We start from the raw sequence: 18,674 nt of genomic DNA on the forward strand, positions 1-18,674 counted from the left end.
TTCATACCATACTTACAAAAGCAGATATTGTGTCGAGACAGCTTGATAAATACCACATGTAGTGATTTAATCTATTGTCTGCCACAAGTGCCTCTTTAACATCGGGGTACCGACAACAGAACAGAGTTCTGGATTGCTCATCGTTCTGTGTCAATCGCGCATGAATTACAACAAACATTAAGGTGCATTCATAATGGCGAAAAACCCAACGGCTTCTGAAGTCTCTCAAGCAATCGATATTGCATACCAATCGACCTCCATGGAGATTTGGGATAGCAAGTATCGTCTGAAATCAAAGCATGGAAAAGCGATTGATCATACGCTTGATGATACCTTCAAACGCGTTGCTCGCGCGTTAGCCGATTTAGAAAAAGATAAAGTCAGAGAGCACTGGTACAACGAATTCTTGTGGGCATTGCGTAATGGCGCAATCCCTGCGGGCCGTATAACGTCTAACGCAGGCGCATTCGAACACAAACCTGCGACGTCAACGATCAACTGTACGGTTTCCGGCACCATCGAAGATTCGATGGATGACATTTTAGCCAAAGTTCACGAAGCGGGCCTGACCCTGAAGGCAGGTTGCGGTATCGGTTACGATTTCACGACGCTTCGCCCTCGTGGTGCTTTTGTATCAGGTGCGGGGGCGTACACCTCTGGCCCGCTCTCTTTCATGGATATCTATGACAAGATGTGCTTTACCGTCTCTTCTGCCGGAGGACGCCGAGGCGCTCAAATGGGTACGATGGATATTCGTCACCCGGACATTATCGAATTCATTCGCGCCAAACGTGAAGACGGTCGCCTGCGCCAGTTCAACCTCTCGCTGCTAATTTCAGAAGAATTTATCCAGGCAGTTAAAAATGACGAGGAATGGCAGTTAATCTTCCCTGTCACCGCTAAAGAAGCGAAACAGGATAACCTCGATCTCAATAACGATCCGGCTATCGTCTGGGCAGACTGGCCTGTAAAAGATAATCTGATTGAAGGCCACGAAGGCCGGGTTGCATGCAAGGTTCACCATACTCTGCCAGCTCGCAACTTATGGAACGTCATTATGACGTCAACCTATGATTACGCTGAACCTGGCTTTATTCTGATCGATAAAGTTAACCAGATGAACAACAACTGGTTTTGCGAAGAAATTCGCGCCACGAACCCGTGTGGTGAACAACCGCTGCCACCCTACGGTGCCTGTCTGCTTGGGTCCGTAAATCTGACTAAATTTGTCCGTGATCCCTTTACAGATAAAGCCGCATTTGACTGGGATAGTTTCCGTCGTGTTGTCGCTATTTTCACTCGAATGCTGGATAACGTTGTTGAAATCAACCAGCTGCCACTTGAAAAACAACGCCACGAAATCATCCACAAGCGTCGCCACGGAATGGGCTTCTTAGGGTTGGGATCTGCTATCACTATGCTGACCCATAAATACGGCAGTGCAACATCGGTTGCTTTCACAGAGCAAGTCGCTCAGGAATTAGCCATCACAGGCTGGAAAGAAGCGCTAAGCCTGGCAAAAGAGAAAGGTGCCGCCCCCGTGATGGATGAGGAATTCGAAATCACGGAAAAAATGCTGCGTCTGCGCCCTGAAATGGCAGAAGATGGCATCAAGCTTGGCGATAAAGTGAAAGGGAAAGTGCTGCATGCTAAATATAGCCGTTACATGCAGCAGATTGCCGAGATCGAGCCGGCACTGATTGATCAGTTAGCAAAAACAGGTGCACGTTTTACTCATCACAGCTCTATTGCGCCAACCGGCACAATTTCATTATCACTGGCAAACAATGCGAGTAACGGTATCGAGCCGAGCTTCGCCCACCACTACAGCCGCAATGTGATCGTGCCTGGCAAGAAAACCAAAGAAAATGTTGATGTGTATAGCTTTGAACTGCTGGCTTACCGTGAGCTGATCAACCACAAAGCCATGCCATATAGCACTGAAGCAGAAACACAACTACCTGAGTACTTCATCACAGCTGATGATGTTACGCCGAGCCAGCACGTAGATGTACAGGCGGCAGCCCAGCGTTGGATTGACTCTTCCATTTCAAAAACAGCTAACATACCAACCGACTTCCCGTTTGAAGACTTTAAAGACATCTATATGGATGCCTACGATAAAGGTCTGAAAGGCTGTACAACTTTCCGCTTTAACCCGGAGGTATTCCAGGGGGTACTGGTTAAAGAGAGCGATCTGGAAAATACCACCTACGTTTTCAACTTAGAAGACGGATCAACATTGGAAGTTAAAGGTAACGAAGAAATCGAATATGACGGTGAAATCCACACTGCAGCAAACCTTTACGATGCCCTTAAAGAAGGCTATTACGGTAAGTACTAAGTTAGACAGGTCATAGAATCATGGTCAAAAAAATTAACAGCAAAATTATTGGATTCCAAGTTAAGAGCCAGGAACAAGAACTCCCACAGCAGGCTGCACAACCGGAGCAGAAGGTTGAGTACATGCATGAAGACATGCCCCGGCCCGATATCCTGCTTGGCACGACTTACAAGCTAAAAACGCCCGAGCATATTTCTGAGCATTCTTTGTTTATCACCATTAACGATGTGGTACTAAACGAAGGCACAGAACACGAGGTACGCCGACCGTTTGAAGTTTTCATTAACTCGAAGAGCTTAGAACACTATCAGTGGATTGTTGCGCTCACCCGTATTATGTCAGCGGTATTCCGTAAAGGCGGCGACTGTACCTTTCTGGTTGAAGAACTACGCTCGGTGTTTGATCCCCGTGGCGGCTACTGGAATAAAGGGAAATATGTTCCTTCGCTTATCGCAGAAATCGGTAACATCATCGAACAGCACCTGATTAAAATCGGGATGCTGGGTGCACCAGAGGTCGACGAACATCAGAAGGCATTTCTGGACGCTAAAAAAGCGGAGCTGGTAGGTACAAAACCTGCTGCTGACGAAGAAAAAACGGGCAGTTTTCCCCCCAGTGCCACGCTTTGCTACAAGTGCCATAACAAAGCCGTCATTATTAAAGACAATTGTCAGACTTGTCTGAACTGTGGCGAATCTAAGTGCGGCTAATGCTTCTTAGCGTTCGGTACTCTAAAAGCTGCCTTCTGGCAGTTTTTTTATTTTTATACCAAGTCATTCAACATAATCAGATACAATACTGGCATTAAAACAATTGAGTTAATGAATCATGCAACAAGACGAATTTGAAATATTAGTTAAAGCGCTGTGTCAGAAAGAAAGTCTTCCGCAAGTACTTGAAGCACTTAAAGCCACAGAAGAACCAGAAGTCGTCGAAGCCGCGGCATCATTAACAGGACAATTCCAGCTTGCAGAAATCGATGGTGAAAAACGTATCTACCACGTTTTCATCCAAGAGAATGAACAAGGTGAAGAACAGGAATATGTTGAATGGGTAATGAACGATGGTGATGAGATGCTGAAGTTCGTTGCGTGGTTCTTCTACACCATGTTCGAAATAAAGCATAAAGACACCTACCAGGCGGCTGGGCGTACTTACCAGCAACCCAAACGTCAGTAATTGGCTTTTATACCCAAAATCCCACCATCACAATGCCAGTCGAAGCACTGGCATTTCTATCATTAACAGCCCTCGGCGTTAACAACTCCAGAACATATTGTATTATAAATCATTCCATTATTTAACAAGCACTTATCCCAATCCTTCTTTATCGCGGGCAACCGCACATTTATAGGGAAACCCACTTAAAACATTAATAATAATGCGCTATTAATATAAACCAAAGACAATAGCAGAGCATTGCTGCCTACTGATATCCACTTGAATAAAATAATGATTTTCATTTGGATACAGTGACCAAAATGATCCATTACCAGCTGTAGACATTAACTCCCTATTCACTCCTTTCGCCTGAGTGCGAAATCAGTCCTTACTGAGTCCCAAAGCCTACCCCTGACACAGATCTTTCACCGATTTTTCGGCAGATCTCTGCTGTTATTATGCCAACAGGCATCAAAACGATTTCATTTAAGCAAACTACGGAGACACACCATGAGTGATATTGCACTATCTATCAGCATATTAGCGCTGGTTGCGGTGCTGGGCTTATGGATTGGGAACTGGCGCATCTGTGGGGTCGGACTAGGGATAGGCGGGGTGCTGTTTGGTGGCATTTTCGTCGGTCACTTTACCGACGCATGGGGCATCGCTCTCGATTCACATACCCTGCACTTCATTCAGGAGTTCGGCCTGATCCTGTTTGTATATACCATCGGTATTCAGGTCGGCCCGGGGTTCTTTGCTTCACTGCGAAGCTCCGGCCTTAAACTCAACGGCTTTGCTGCCTTAATCGTTTTATTAGGCTGTGTGGTTGCCATCGGCCTGCATAAGATCTTTGATGTCCCGCTTCCTGTTATCTTAGGGGTCTTCTCTGGTGCCGTGACCAACACGCCGTCATTGGGTGCTGGCCAGCAGATCTTAACGGAATTAGGTGCTCAGGACGGTATGCTCGAACTGACGGGGATGGGTTATGCGGTGGCTTATCCGTTCGGGATCTGCGGTATTCTGCTGACAATGTGGATCCTGCGTTTGGTCTTTAAGGTCAACGTGGATAAAGAAGCTGATGAGTTTGAAATCCACAACGGCCATAAAAAGGAAAGCCTGCATACTCTGAACGTGGCCATTCGTAACCCTAACCTGAACGGATTACAGTTACAGGCTGTACCCGCTTTGACTGAAGGTGACATCGTTTGTTCTCGCTTAAAGCGGGGTGATACTCTGCATGTTCCCCGCCCTGATACCCGAATCGAAACCAATGATCTGCTTCACCTTGTCGGCGACAAAGCCGCCCTCGAAAAAGCCCGCCTGGTGATTGGTGAAGAAGTCGATACTTCACTTTCCACACGAGGAACCGAATTACGGGTTGAGCGCCTGGTGGTCACCAATGAAATTGTGCTGGGTAAAAAGATCCGCGATCTCGATCTGAAAGAAAAATATGATGTGGTGGTTTCACGCCTTAACCGTGCCGGTGTTGAGTTGGTGCCAACCAGCCAGTCGACCCTGCAGTTTGGCGATATCCTGAATCTGGTCGGTCGTCATGAGGCGATTGAAGCTGTCAGTGGCATTGTCGGCAACGCCCATCAAAAACTGCAGCAGGTCCAGATGCTCCCGGTGTTTGTGGGTATTGGTCTAGGGGTCTTACTGGGCTCTATTCCGTTCTATCTGCCCGGCTTTCCCGCCGCGATAAAGCTCGGTCTGGCTGGCGGTCCGTTACTGGTTGCTCTGATCCTGGCACGTATTGGCAGTATCGGTAAAATGTACTGGTTTATGCCGCCGAGTGCCAACCTTGCCCTGCGCGAAATTGGTATCGTACTGTTCCTGGCTGTTGTTGGTCTGAAATCCGGTGGCGGCTTTGTCGATACACTGGTCAATGGCGATGGCTTAAGCTGGATGGGTTACGGCATTGTTATTACTTTAGTGCCGCTGCTGACGGTTGGGATTATTGCCCGAATCGTCGGGCAACTGAACTACCTGACAATATGCGGCATGCTGGCCGGCTCTATGACCGATCCACCGGCACTGGCCTTTGCTAATGGCTTGCATGCAACCAGCGGCGCTTCAGCCCTGTCATACGCGACAGTATATCCCCTTGTGATGTGCCTGCGGATACTTTCGCCTCAGATCCTTGCCCTGCTGCTCTGGACTATGTAATTCATTAGCAGCAACAAAATAACTGAAATAAAAAACCACTGCCTTCAGGACAGTGGTTTTTTATTAATATGTGCAATAGCCCCCAATATGAACCATAATTCTTAATATTTATATTAATAACAGCGACTATATTTTTAAATAATTTATTATTTATTAGAACGGAAACTTTATATAACCGCCAACACATTGATTTAAATGAAACTTAATGACCACAAGGCATTAACAAATAAACCTAAAGCTATGACTTTCCTCGCCGATACAATAAATGTAGCTAGCCCGCGCCATTATTATAAATACTATAGGTAGGTATGTTTTGTTATGCATAAACTTAAATTAAAGAGTAAACTGTTATTACTCAGTTTAGTTCCACTTTTTATTATTATGACCGTCGCTATCGGCATCATAATAACATTAGAAAACAAAGCGTTAGAAGATGAGGTCGTTCAATTTAAAGAACGATCGATCAGCGAGCGTCAGAGCCAACTGAAAGATGCTGTTAACATCAACAAACATGCTGTTGAGAACATCCTCGCTGCCAATAGTGATGAAATGCAAGCAATTAAACAGATTCGGAAGCTGCTGATTCCGCTGAGATTTGCAATAAACAATACTGGCTACATTTTTATCTATGACAAGAATGGAAACAACATTGTTCATGCCGGAAGTCCGGATATGCAGGATAAAAACCATCGGGGGATGAGAGATCCGAACGGAGTCAAAATTCTTGATGAGCTATACCAGACTGCGCAACAAGGTGGGGGGTTCGTCAACTATGTTCATCCGAAAAACGGCAATCCGACTCCGCAGCCAAAACTAAGCTACTCCGCTTCTGTTAAGAACACCGACTGGTATATTGGCACAGGTATTTATATTGATGATATTGATACTGAAGTTGCGCAGTACCAGCAGCTATCAACAGAAGCAATGCAAGAACGGCTAAAATTTGTATTGCTAAGTTCAATTGTTATTGTTGTGTTCTCCATTATTGCGATTCTATTCATCGCCAACCGGATGACAGACTCAGTTCAAAATATGGTCGATACACTGAATGATATTGCCGACGGTGAAGGGGATCTGACCCGTCGTTTGGAGGTTAAAGGTGACGATGAAATTGCCCAGCTAGGTCATGCTTTTAACCGCTTTGCCGGTAAGTTACAAAGCATCATCAGTCAGGTTGCTGATGTTACTGAACAGGTCACCGGAGCCGCGAAAAACATTAATGATCAAACCATTAGTCTGACTCGCCAGCTGCAGGTTCATAATAATGAAACCGAGCAAGTCGTGACTGCGGTAACGGAAATGAGTTCTGCTGCCAGTGAAGTGGCGATGAATGCTAACGAAGTATCAAACGCCACCAGTAATGCCAGTCAGGATTCTCTGGTTGCTCAACAGCGTGTAGATACTTCTGTGGTCTCTATCACCGCACTGGTCGAGGAAGTGGATCAGGCCGGGCAGCATATTCATTCCCTCCACCAGCAATCGCAAAAAATTGATAATGTACTCAAAGTCATTGGTGAAATTGCTGAGCAGACTAACCTGCTGGCTCTGAACGCTGCCATTGAGGCCGCACGTGCCGGCGAGCAAGGCCGGGGATTTGCGGTTGTGGCAGATGAAGTTCGCGGGCTTGCAAGCCGCACGCAATCAAGCACTAAAGAAATTAAAGAAATGCTAGATGAGTTACATCGCCTGGTTGGTCAAGCGGTATCGTCAATGGACCACAGCCAGTCAACCTGCCACGAGGCGGTTAATGCGGCAAACTCCATCACTGATAGCTTGTCTTCTGTGACTGGCGCGGTTGAAGCTATTAACGATATGACCAGCCATATTGCAACGGCAGCTACAGAGCAAAGCTCTGTCACCGATGAAATCAACCGCAACATGGTTGCCATTCAAGATATTGTCTCTGAACTCATCCACTCTAGCAGCACCTCAGAGCAAGTCGTCAATGAACTTAACCACGCAGGAAGCGAGCTGAAACAATTAGTCGGTCAGTTTAAGACTAGCTAGTACTAAGCAATACCAAGCTCATTTCCTGTAAACAAAAAAAACGGCAACTCAAGAGTTGCCGTTTTCGTATCAGATTTTATTTAAGTGACGTCAGAGTCGACAACTGATATCAACAGTTAGTCATTAAACAGCAGGCAACTACGGCCATCATATTCAATGCGCTGTACCTTGGTCGCAAAAGTTGTTTCAAGCTGTTCAACCGTCATGACCTCTTGCGGTGGCCCTTTGGCAACGCATGACCCATTGTTGAGCAGCAATACCTTATCTGCTTCACGTAAGGTCCGATTGAGGTCATGATTTGCCATGACGACTGTCACTCCCTGCTCAGCCATGCGCCGCACCAACTTATACATTGCAGCTTCCTGTCCGATATCAAGTGCTGCTGCCGGTTCATCGAGTAACAACAACTGCGCTTCAGGGTTAATACTTGGCCACACCTGCAGACAGGCGGCGGCAAGACGAACACGCTGCCATTCACCACCAGAGAGCTGCTGGATATTCCGGTTCAATTTATCGCTGATATTCAGCGCATCACATATTTCGTCCAGCGCCTGTTGTACTTTCCGCTCATCCGGCTTATTTAATGCCGACAGAGAGAGCGCCAGATAGTGATGCACCCCAACAGAGAACACCGGGCGATCTTGCTGCGCTAAGTAACACCGGAGCCGGGCTAGTGACGGCAAGTCATAATCGGATAAAGACTGGCCCAAAAATTCAATCTTCCCCTGCCCTTCGTATAAACCGGAAAGCATCGAAATCGCGGTGCTCTTACCGCTGCCGTTCGGGCCGATAAAGTGAACGATCTCACCTTGTTCAATCGAAAAGGAAACCGGAAGTAACCGTGGTGGCATTGCCAGATTTTGTACATCTAATATCATGGTATTTACCGAATCTTAATCAAATTGAGAGCGAAGCAACATCCAGACAAATACCGGGGCACCTATGGTGGTGGTAAGCACACCAACCGGCAACTCAGCAGAAGGTAACACGATTCGGGATAACGTATCGGCTACAGCCAGTAACAAGGCTCCACACAGTGCCGATAAGGGCAACAAGTAGCGGTTTTCGGTACCAAAGCTTAAACGCAGCAGGTGAGGCACGACCAGGCCAACAAATCCGATCACGCCTCCCAGCGCGACAGAAGCTCCGACCAGCAACGACACAATAAGAATGAACCGCCAGCGCAACGAAGCAACATCCAGCCCTAACTGTCTGGCCTGAGTTTCGCCCAGCATCAGTAAATCCAGTTTCTTGCCCTGAAGACAGAGCCAGCATAAAACCGGTACCACTAATAGTAATACAGACAGTTGAGACCAGCTTACGCCGCCGACACTGCCCATCAGCCAGTACATGAGCTGGCGCAAGTTCAGATCATCACTGAAGTAAAACGCCCATGTCACGACAGAACCCGACAGTATCCCCAAAGCGACACCTATAAGTAACAGGCGCGCTGTTGAGACCTTCCGCCGACGCGATAAACCCACTAACACCAGAGTAAACAATAAGGCACCGACCATCGCAGCTAACATCGTTAGCATCGGGGTTGGGGCAAAAGGCAGGGCAAACAGCAGAATCACCAATGCCAGGCTAGCGCCACCGGATATACCGAGCACCCCGGGCTCTGCCAGAGGATTACCCAGTAACACTTGCAATACTGCGCCAGAAGCAGCAAGAGAAGCGCCAATCGCTAATGCTGCAATCAATCTGGGGAAACGTAACTGAAGCAACAATTGTTGTTCGAGGGCGCCGTCTGGTGACCATGGCAGGATCCATAGTTCACCGATAGCAAGTGAAAACAGGCAAGTGGCCAACAATAAAGCCGAAACAATCCAAAAGCTGAATTTCCATTTTGCTTGCTGACGTAAAATTAGATCGTTTAATAGCATTAGAAGTCGCAATAAAAAATAGTGCGCTAACAATACCTTTTCAATGGTTAAATGAAAAGAAGCCCCACAAAAATGGTTTTTTCGTCAACTGGAATATAAATTAGGTTTTAGCGATAACCTGATCGCCTATGACAACTTCTGTCCGCTGAACCAATAAACAGGCTCGCTGTCCTGTAGCAACATTGGCGTTAGGGAAAACAATAGCTTCCCCCCCCTCTAAAGAAAAATATTCCACCCCTTCATCGTGTGCCAGTAGTTTGCCATGCTCAAAGAATGAAAAATTGGCCTGCTGCGCCGGGAAGCTAAAGGCAAAAGCCGGGGTTTGCTTCACTAGTGTCCGGGTAATACGGTAAACATAGGGTGTTCCCGCCTTCCATTCAGTATCGAGTTCGGGTTCACAGACCAGATTGTTCATGGCCGCAGCAAAAGGTTCAAGTTGTGTCAGGTCATTTTTACCTAAAGCAGCAACCTTACCTAACTCCATCGTCAGTGCCTGCGCCGAAAATTTTTCGGCACTATACCAACTGAATGTCGGCGAAGGGGAATTAGACAGTAAGATCGCCTCAATTTCAGCTTGCTGTAAAAAAGCAAACAAAGCCTGGCTCCGGATTTTATTTTCGCTATAAGGACTGACAGCGAACGTATAATGGACAGAGTCCCTGATCGCACAGTGTAAATCCAAATGCCAACGATTCGGAGGAGTGGCAGATGTTTTCCCGAAGAAATGATCAACGCTATCTTGTAGCTGATTAGCCATCACACGATCAACATTAGAGTCATCATTTCGATCCGCGAAAAGGCGGTTCATGTTCTCGGTGATAAAACGTTTATGGGCGTTGATTGCCTGAGGGTGCGCGATGATCAGTAATAGCCGATGCTTGGGTTCAATTTTCTGCAGGAGAATTTGCTCTGCCAGTTGTTGAACAAGCTCTATCGGCCCGGTTTCATCCCCGTGGACACCAGAAGAAATCACAATATCTTTAACAGAATCATTCGCCTCTGCAGGTGTGATGTACAGCACACCTCGATGAGACAGTTCGCAGCGCACACCTGAATCCAGCACCCATTCACCGGCTTCGAATGGCAGGGAAAGATCCAATGTCGCCGCTAAAAACTTCCCCTCTTTCACCGACTGTAGCAATGTCATTTACAACCTCCGTGTCATGCTAATCATATTGCTATACCAATCGAGATAACTTAATACCAATCGGAGTAATCCAACCAGCGTTATTATATCAATCTCATTTACTATACAAGCTAGCTACATCTTTGTAACGCCTGCTTTTCTGCTGTATATCGCAATTTATGATATAGGGTGTGGAATTGTGGAATTGTGGAATTGTGGAATTGTGGAATTGTGGAATTGTGGAATTGTGGAATTGTGGAATTGTGGAATTGTGGAATTGTGGAAAGAGTTTAAAAAGAAGACCCTGGCAAATCTACACGTTTTGCCAGGGTCTTTATTGTATGGTTTAAGCGTTAACTTAAGGCTCTTATTTTTCGATATCTATACTTTCTACGCGAGCTTTAAGTTTCTGACCAGGGCGGAAAGTAACAACACGGCGTGCAGAAATTGGAATATCTTCACCCGTTTTAGGGTTACGTCCCGGCCTCTCGTTTTTGTCGCGCAAATCGAAGTTACCAAAACCTGACAACTTTACCTGCTCGCCATTTTCAAGAGCCTTCCTGATTTCTTCAAAGAAGACTTCCACCGTATCCTTGGCGTCCCGTTTGCTTAATCCAACATTCTCAAACAGGTCCTCAGCCAAATCGGCTTTTGTGAGCGCCATAGATAACTCCCTCAAGACTATGCGGAATGGATAGTGCACACAACTCGAATATGTATTAGTACAAGTTAGCGTATCACTGCGAATTAGTTTGGCTGGGCCGAAACCTGCGTATCATCAATTTGATATGCAGTTAAGTTCTGGGAATACCCGCTCGACCTCAACTAGTGACAAGTTTAAGCCAACTCGCTGATTTCCGCCAACTTTTTTAAGTGAAGTTCATGTCAAATTATTGATTTATAGGGTACGTCAGGCTCCATTTTCATGCATCAGGTTGAGCTTCATATTGAATGAAACAAAAAATAAACCCTGATAAAACAGCCAGATACAGAACAAGCTTCCAAAGTAATCGTGTAATTCAGAAAATATCTCTAACAATCAGAATGTTAGAATTTTTTAGATTTAGATCAAAAAAAGCAGCCCTTTATGGCTGCTTTCTCAAAACAAAGACTTAAAAAGACAATGTCTGCTTTGTTACTCAGATATAAACCAAGTTTTTACTCTAGTATGAAGCTAGTCGCGCAGGCTTGCACCAAAACGTTCAGCAAGGGCGGCAACAATATTGTCAACGGCACCAGAAATATCAGCTTCTTCAAGTGTGCGATCAACAGATTGCAGTGTCAGTGCAATCGCAAGGCTCTTATTGCCTTCTTCCACACCTTTACCACGGTAAACATCAAACAGGTTAACCCCTGTTAATAATTCACCGCCGTTCTCACGGCAAGCAGCAACCACATCACCTGCAGATACTTCTTCACTCACAACGACCGCAATATCACGACGGTTTGCCGGGAATTTAGATACTACAGCCGCTTCAGGCAATACGCGCGTATTGATCGCATCCCACTCAATTTCGAATACGACAGTACGGCCGTTAAGACCAAACTTACGCTCAAGTTCAGGATGCACTGTACCGATAAAGCCAACTTCTCTCTCTGTTTCCAAGCCAGCATCAACCACAATTGCGGCGGTCTGCCCTGGGTGCAGAGCTGGATGCTTAGCGGCTTTGAAACCAAATACGACATCGTTAGCCGTCAGTTCAAGAACAGCTTCCAGATCGCCTTTCAGATCAAAGAAATCAACCGTGTTAGTTTCGATGTCCCAGTGTTCTTCGCTGCGAGAACCCGCAATAACGCCCGCCAGCATTGGCTCTTGACGCATGCCGTTTTCAGCAGACTCACATGGAATGAAACGTAAACCATATTCGAACAAACGAACACGTGGCTGTTGGCGCTTCTGGTTGTGGACAACAGTATTCAATAGGCCTTGGATAAGACCAAGACGCATTGCTGACATATCAGCAGAAATTGGGAATGGTAGAGTTAGTGGCTCAACACCAGGCACAAGCAGTTTTTGCTGCTCTGGCTCAACGAAGCTGTAAGTAATTGCTTCGTGGTAGCCACGGTCAACAAGAAGGTCACGTACGCGCTTGAGCGGCAGGTTCGCTTCTTTATGGTCGTTCATGCTGAGCGCAGCAACTGGCGACTGATTTGGAATGTTGTTGTAACCGTATATACGGCCAACCTCTTCAATCAAGTCTTGCTCGATGGCAATATCGAAACGCCATGTTGGTGCCGTAGCATTCCAGCCTTCAGCTGTTGCTTCAACAATTAGGCCTAGACGCTCTAGAATTTCAACAACATCAGCATCAGCGATGTGGTGACCTAACAGGTTATCAAGCTTAGTGCGGCGTAGTGCTACTGTGTTTGGCTTAGGTAGGTCAGCTTCGGACTCAACGCTAACAACAGGCGCTACTTCACCACCACAGATTGCGACTAGAAGCTGCGTTGCACGCTCCATCGCTTCTACTTGTAATGTTGAATCAACACCGCGTTCGAAACGTAATGATGAATCCGTATGCAGGCCATAGCTACGTGCACGGCCACGAATTGCATCAGGTGCAAAGAACGCACACTCAAGCAATACGTCTTTTGTATCGGCGTGAACACCAGAGAACTCACCACCGAAGATACCGGCAATGGCCAGAGCCTTACCGTGGTCAGCAACAACCAAGGTATCGCTGTTCAGTTTAGATTCCGTACCGTCAAGCAGTGTGATCATCTCATCCTGCTCTGCCATACGGACCACAATTCCACCGTCAATCTTGTTAAGGTCGAACGCATGCATTGGCTGGCCCATTTCGAGCATCACATAGTTAGTGATATCAACGATAGGATCGATAGAGCGGATACCACAACGACGCAGTTTTTCTTGCATCCATAGCGGTGTATCAGCTTTAACGTTTACACTTTTAACAACACGGCCAAGGTAACGTGGACATGCATCAGACTCTTTAACATCGATCGACACCATGTCTTCAATTGAAGCCGCAACGACTTCAACCGTCGGCCCAGTCACGTCAGCACGGTTTAGTACACCGACTTCACGCGCAAGGCCGCGAATGCTGAAACAGTCAGCACGGTTCGCCGTTAAGTCAACGTCGACAGTGACGTCATCCAGACCCAGGAAGTCACGGAAGTCAGTGCCCAGCACGGCGTCTTCGGTAAGTTCCATAATGCCGTCAGACTCAACATCAATACCAAGTTCAGTGAAAGAGCAAAGCATACCGTGAGAAGGCTGACCACGTAGTTTTGCTTTCTTGATTTTGAAATCGCCTGGCAGTACAGCACCTACAGTTGCTACAGCCACTTTGATGCCTTGACGACAGTTTGACGCACCACAAACGATGTCTAGTAGCTCTTCGGCACCAACATCAACTTTGGTTACGCGCAATTTGTCTGCATCTGGGTGCTGGCCACACTCAACAACTTGACCAACTTTAACGCCAGTAAATGCACCCGCCACAGGTAGTACATCGTCTACCTCCAGGCCAGCCATTGTAATTTGATGAGTTAGTTCATCAGTGGTAACCGCAGGGTTAACCCACTCACGAAGCCATGATTCGCTGAATTTCATTGTGATTAAACCTCTGGATTACTTGAACTGTTTTAGGAAACGAAGGTCATTCTCGAAGAACGCACGTAGATCGTTTACGCCGTAACGAAGCATAGTCAGACGTTCAACGCCCATACCAAATGCGAAACCAGAGTATTTCTCAGGATCGATGCCTACACTGCGAAGTACGTTCGGGTGAACCATACCGCAGCCAAGAACTTCTAACCATTTACCATTTTTGCCTTTAACGTCGACTTCTGCAGAAGGCTCTGTAAATGGGAAGTAAGATGGGCGGAAGCGTACTTCCACTTCTTCTTCAAAGAAGTTACACAGGAAGTCGTGCAGAATGCCTTTAAGCTGGGCAAAGTTAACATTTTCGTCAACTAGCATGCCTTCTACCTGGTGGAACATTGGCGTGTGTGTTTGGTCGTAATCATTACGGTAAACACGGCCTGGAGCAATAAAGCGTAGTGGCGGCTGGCTTTCTTCCAGAGTACGGATCTGAACACCAGAGGTGTGCGTACGAAGCATCAAGTCTGGGTTAAAGAAGAAGGTATCGTGATCCGTACGTGCAGGGTGATCTTCAGCAATGTTCAATGCATCGAAGTTGTGGAAAGCATCTTCGATTTCTGGGCCAGCTTCAGTCGTAAAACCAAGCTCACCAAAGAAACTTTCAATACGTTCGATCGTACGAGTAACAGGGTGTAGACCACCGTTCTCAATACGACGCCCCGGAAGAGATACGTCGATGGTTTCTGCGGCAAGCTTCGCTTCTAGTTCAGCACGCTGTAGAGCGTCTTTGCGCTCAACAAGTAGTGCCTGAACAGCTTGCTTCGCTTTGTTGATCTCTTGACCCGCAGTGCGACGCTCTTCTGGTGGTAGTTTACCTAGTTGTTGTAGTTGAAGGGTTAAGTGACCCTTTTTACCTAGGTACTGAACTCGGACTTCGTCCAGAGCGACTAATGATTCAGCCTGCTCTATAGCTGCCGTTGCATTGGCAATAATCTCGTCTAGATGTTGCATCGTTTCCTCATCCACCCACAGGTGGCGTCCTTTCGGGAGATATAAATTCGCGTAACGATACATACTAAAGAAACACGCGTCTAAATCCAAATTGAATCGTAATAAAAAGAGGGGATTGAACAAAAATAATGCCGCTTTGTTGTTATGAACCGGCCAAAAACTTCTCTCATGGGTATAACACAATCACAATCGAGTAGTCACTCGCGCGGAGTGACGAAATGTCATGAAACGTCAATATGACGCTTGAATATGTCCAGCGATATGTTGAAATCCTCAACAATATGAAATCAAACCCTTATTGATTGTAACGCAAAGACTGCAGAGATACGCCTAGCCATGACTTATCGTTATTCCAGCCCAGATGCTCACGATATCAGTATGATCCAAGTCAGGATATGCGGACACAATTAATGTCAAATCGACCCTTCGGTACAACTTAGATAAACCTATTTATAGGAGATAAAATGAAAAGAATTTACGCATTTGATAGCCTGAAATTACTGGGGATTGTGGCAATATTTGTCATTCATTACTCAATTTTTTACTCTTACGGCGACGTTGAGAAAAATAGCATTTACCTTATCCTGAATATTCTGGCTCGTTTTGCGGTACCGTTTTTCTTTGTCGTTGCTGGCTATCTTTATTATTTCCAAAGCATGACTGACAGTGGTGCTTATACAAAACGCTATCTGGCCAAGCTGATCAGGATGTATCTCAGCTGGACCCTGATTTATTTTGTACTTGCTGGTATTGGCTATCAATTCTGGCGTCCGTATTCATTTTCATCTGCGTTCTACCACGGTACTTTCGGTTCTGAAATCATGTGGTTTATGCCTGCATTAACAATTGCCGTGCTACTTCAATATATCGCCCAAAAATTCAATACCAGCACAGTCTTGTTTGCGATCGCCAGCCTGCTGCACCTGATAGGACTAAGCGGTCAGTCCTATCAAGCACTCCTGCCGTTTGAGATTTTTAATCCAGAAACAAACACCTTCTTTATCAATTCCCGCGATCCGCTCTTTTTCGGACTGTTCTATGTGACACTTGGATACCAACTGGCCAAGGTTAATGCAGTGAGTTTAATTAAGAAACTACCTTGGCCAGTCTATCTGTTGGGAACAGTTCTTTTTTCAGGCTTGTCGATTGCTGAAGGTTTATGGTTGATCCAGGGTCACGGCGGGATCATCGCTGACTATTACATCATGACGCTTCCTGTCACACTTTCCTTGATCGCACTGGCTCTGTCTCTGCCCACAGTAAACAAACCATCATGGTTCGCAAGAATCGGGGAGCACAGCGGTGAAATCTACCTGAACCATGGAATTTTAAACGGCTTGGTTATGTCCGTATTCTGGCACATGGGCGTCTTTTCGGATCCCGAAGTAAGAGCTGTGGTGGGTAACAACCTTGCCCTACAAATACTTCTGGTTCCTTTCGCCCTTGCAGTCAACCTTACTTTCTATTTTGCCATCCGCAGTTTATTCCGGCGTTGCTTTGGCAAGCAAACTCTTAGCGCTTACCGAGAATCCGCTATGGTACTCAGTGCGTTCTGGCTGTTATTTATATATGTCCCAAATGGACAGGGCGAAAACCTGTTTAACAGCCAGAGCCCAATGACAATGTTTATTGCAGTTTGTATATGTTGCATGGCCTATTACGGTTTCGTTCGATGGCTAGCCCCTGTTAGCAGTCAACAATCAATTCCGATTATCAAACATATTATTGTCGGAGCCGCAGTCTCTGGTTATTGGTTAGCCCTTTCTGCTGGCGGTGCACTAGAGATGCTGAGAAGCCTCTACCAGCAGGAGGCCAATCCGTTTGTTTCAGTACTATCGAGCCCGCTCGTTACGTTTAGTGTACTCATTGTTTTCTCTGTTGGCATCACTCTCGGACTGCATAAATGGCTCTATGCGCCGAACCTAAATACCAGAGAACAAGTTATCCCTCATCGTTAGAGCCTCTTGTGATGTGGTCACTGGCGCGCTGACACAAAGTGTTTAACTACACCGATGTAGCCCAAATCAATATTGCTGACAATAAACTGGTCGTGCAGGTATAAGCGAAAGGTGAGATTGTGCGGCTTTAAAAACTGAATTACTGTGGTGCAGAAACGAAAAAAGGAGAGCCGAGGCTCTCCTTTTCACTTAAAACTGGACTGTATTACAGTGCAGCTTTCGCTTTTTCAACAAGTACTGTGAAAGTAGCTTTGTCGAATACAGCGATGTCAGCAAGGATCTTACGATCGATCTCGATAGATGCTTTCTTAAGACCGTTGATTAGACGGCTGTAAGACATACCATTCTGGCGAGCTGCAGCGTTGATACGTGCAATCCAAAGTTGACGGAAAGTACGTTTCTTCTGACGGCGGTCACGGTAAGCGTATTGACCAGCTTTAGTAACAGCCTGGAAAGCTACGCGGTAAACACGTGAACGTGCACCATAGTAACCTTTAGCTTGTTTAAGAACTTTCTTGTGACGTGCACGCGCTTGTACACCACGTTTTACGCGAGGCATAGGAGACTCCTAACTAATAAATAAAATATAAAACTAAAAACGATTAAGCGAACGGAAGCATACGAGCAACTGCAGCCACTTCACACTTAGGAAGGATTGCATTTGGACGAAGCTGACGTTTGTTCTTAGTAGTACGTTTAGTCAGGATGTGACGCTTAGTAGCGTGCTTAAACTTAAAGCCACCAGCAGTTTTTTTGAAACGCTTAGAAGCGCCTTTGTTGGATTTCATCTTAGGCATGATGAGACTCCGCATTGTTGATAGTTAATAATCATAGTAATAGGGCGAACAAAAGCGCTGCCGAAGCAGCGCTTTTAGCTACTTGAATGCCGTTATTACTTCTTCTTTGGAGCAAGCATCATAGTCATTTGACGACCTTCAACTCGATTAGGGAAGCTTTCGCAGACCGCTAGGTCTTCTAGTTCTGCCTTAATACGATTTAGAAGATCGATACCAAGATTCTGATGGGCCATTTCACGACCACGGAAACGTAGTGTGACTTTACCCTTGTTGCCCTCTTCTAAAAAGCGAGTCAGGTTGCGTAGTTTTACCTGATAGTCGCCTTCGTCTGTACCAGGTCGGAATTTAACTTCCTTGATCTGGATTTGTTTTTGCTTTTTCTTTTGATCTTTAGCAGCCTTGCTCTTTTCGAACAGGTACTTACCGTAGTCCATCACTCGACAAACTGGTGGCTCGGCATTCGGGCTGATTTCGACAAGATCCACACCAGCATCATTCGCAATACGAATTGCTTCATCAATAGAAACGACACCGATGGACTCGCCATCTATACCGGTTAAACGCACTTCACTAACATCGCGAATCTCACCGTTTAAACGGTGTGCATTTTGTTTAACTGGTGCTTGAGTTCTTCTTCCGCCTTTAAT

General features: G+C 46.1%; 15 protein-coding genes. 6 read left to right on the top strand and 9 right to left on the bottom strand.

Annotated elements, in window-relative coordinates; all coding sequences use genetic code 11:
• Nucleotides 1-193 precede the first annotated feature (193 nt).
• From R3289_RS00245 to R3289_RS00265, 5 genes are all read left to right on the top strand, one after another.
• Entirely contained in the window at nucleotides 194-2,344 is a 2,151-nt protein-coding gene (locus R3289_RS00245; RefSeq protein WP_318923212.1) for an adenosylcobalamin-dependent ribonucleoside-diphosphate reductase, read from the top strand.
• Between the two features lie 20 nt (nucleotides 2,345-2,364).
• Complete coding sequence (locus tag R3289_RS00250) at nucleotides 2,365-3,054, top strand: NrdJb (RefSeq protein WP_318923213.1); 690 nt, start codon at nucleotides 2,365-2,367, stop codon at nucleotides 3,052-3,054.
• Between the two features lie 118 nt (nucleotides 3,055-3,172).
• Nucleotides 3,173-3,523: a hypothetical protein gene (locus R3289_RS00255; protein WP_318923214.1), complete on the top strand. Its 351-nt coding sequence runs from the start codon at nucleotides 3,173-3,175 to the stop codon at nucleotides 3,521-3,523.
• Nucleotides 3,524-4,015: 492 nt separating this feature from the next.
• Nucleotides 4,016-5,674 (top strand): putative transporter, encoded by a 1,659-nt coding sequence (locus tag R3289_RS00260; RefSeq protein ID WP_318923216.1) that lies wholly within the window; start codon nucleotides 4,016-4,018, stop codon nucleotides 5,672-5,674.
• A gap of 318 nt (nucleotides 5,675-5,992) precedes the next feature.
• On the top strand, nucleotides 5,993-7,681 hold the full coding sequence (locus tag R3289_RS00265) for a methyl-accepting chemotaxis protein (RefSeq protein WP_318923218.1): 1,689 nt from the start codon (nucleotides 5,993-5,995) through the stop codon (nucleotides 7,679-7,681).
• Nucleotides 7,682-7,797: 116 nt separating this feature from the next.
• Here the strand turns inward: R3289_RS00265 and btuD are convergent, their stop codons facing one another.
• The 6 genes from btuD to pheS all read right to left on the bottom strand — a co-directional run bounded on the left by btuD (nucleotide 7,798) and on the right by pheS (nucleotide 15,272).
• Entirely contained in the window at nucleotides 7,798-8,559 is a 762-nt protein-coding gene (gene btuD / locus R3289_RS00270; RefSeq protein ID WP_318923220.1) for a vitamin B12 ABC transporter ATP-binding protein BtuD, read from the bottom strand.
• A 15-nt stretch (nucleotides 8,560-8,574) separates the two neighbouring features.
• Entirely contained in the window at nucleotides 8,575-9,567 is a 993-nt protein-coding gene (gene btuC, locus R3289_RS00275) for a vitamin B12 ABC transporter permease BtuC (RefSeq protein WP_318923221.1), read from the bottom strand.
• A gap of 100 nt (nucleotides 9,568-9,667) precedes the next feature.
• Complete coding sequence (locus tag R3289_RS00280) at nucleotides 9,668-10,714, bottom strand: succinylglutamate desuccinylase (protein WP_318923223.1); 1,047 nt, start codon at nucleotides 10,712-10,714, stop codon at nucleotides 9,668-9,670.
• A gap of 346 nt (nucleotides 10,715-11,060) precedes the next feature.
• On the bottom strand, nucleotides 11,061-11,357 hold the full coding sequence (gene ihfA / locus R3289_RS00285) for an integration host factor subunit alpha (RefSeq protein WP_107282389.1): 297 nt from the start codon (nucleotides 11,355-11,357) through the stop codon (nucleotides 11,061-11,063).
• A gap of 510 nt (nucleotides 11,358-11,867) precedes the next feature.
• On the bottom strand, nucleotides 11,868-14,270 hold the full coding sequence (gene pheT, locus R3289_RS00290; RefSeq protein ID WP_318923226.1) for a phenylalanine--tRNA ligase subunit beta: 2,403 nt from the start codon (nucleotides 14,268-14,270) through the stop codon (nucleotides 11,868-11,870).
• A gap of 18 nt (nucleotides 14,271-14,288) precedes the next feature.
• Nucleotides 14,289-15,272 carry a phenylalanine--tRNA ligase subunit alpha gene (gene pheS, locus R3289_RS00295; protein ID WP_107282717.1) on the bottom strand — a complete coding sequence of 328 codons (984 nt, stop codon included), beginning with the start codon at nucleotides 15,270-15,272 and terminating at the stop codon, nucleotides 14,289-14,291.
• Between the two features lie 464 nt (nucleotides 15,273-15,736).
• On the opposite strand from pheS, the gene R3289_RS00300 reads away from it, so the two are divergent.
• Nucleotides 15,737-17,230 carry an acyltransferase gene (locus R3289_RS00300; RefSeq protein ID WP_318923227.1) on the top strand — a complete coding sequence of 498 codons (1,494 nt, stop codon included), beginning with the start codon at nucleotides 15,737-15,739 and terminating at the stop codon, nucleotides 17,228-17,230.
• 205 nt (nucleotides 17,231-17,435) lie between these two features.
• Here the strand turns inward: R3289_RS00300 and rplT are convergent, their stop codons facing one another.
• The 3 genes from rplT to infC all read right to left on the bottom strand — a co-directional run bounded on the left by rplT (nucleotide 17,436) and on the right by infC (nucleotide 18,674).
• Entirely contained in the window at nucleotides 17,436-17,789 is a 354-nt protein-coding gene (gene rplT / locus R3289_RS00305; RefSeq protein ID WP_005367388.1) for a 50S ribosomal protein L20, read from the bottom strand.
• Nucleotides 17,790-17,832: 43 nt separating this feature from the next.
• Complete coding sequence (gene rpmI / locus R3289_RS00310) at nucleotides 17,833-18,027, bottom strand: 50S ribosomal protein L35 (RefSeq protein WP_006232269.1); 195 nt, start codon at nucleotides 18,025-18,027, stop codon at nucleotides 17,833-17,835.
• 95 nt (nucleotides 18,028-18,122) lie between these two features.
• The gene (gene infC / locus R3289_RS00315) at nucleotides 18,123-18,674 is read right to left on the bottom strand and encodes a translation initiation factor IF-3 (RefSeq protein ID WP_107282386.1); all 552 of its coding nucleotides are present in this window, start codon (nucleotides 18,672-18,674) and stop codon (nucleotides 18,123-18,125) included.

It is taken from the genome of Photobacterium sp. (assembly GCF_033720175.1).
Classification (GTDB): domain Bacteria; phylum Pseudomonadota; class Gammaproteobacteria; order Enterobacterales; family Vibrionaceae; genus Photobacterium.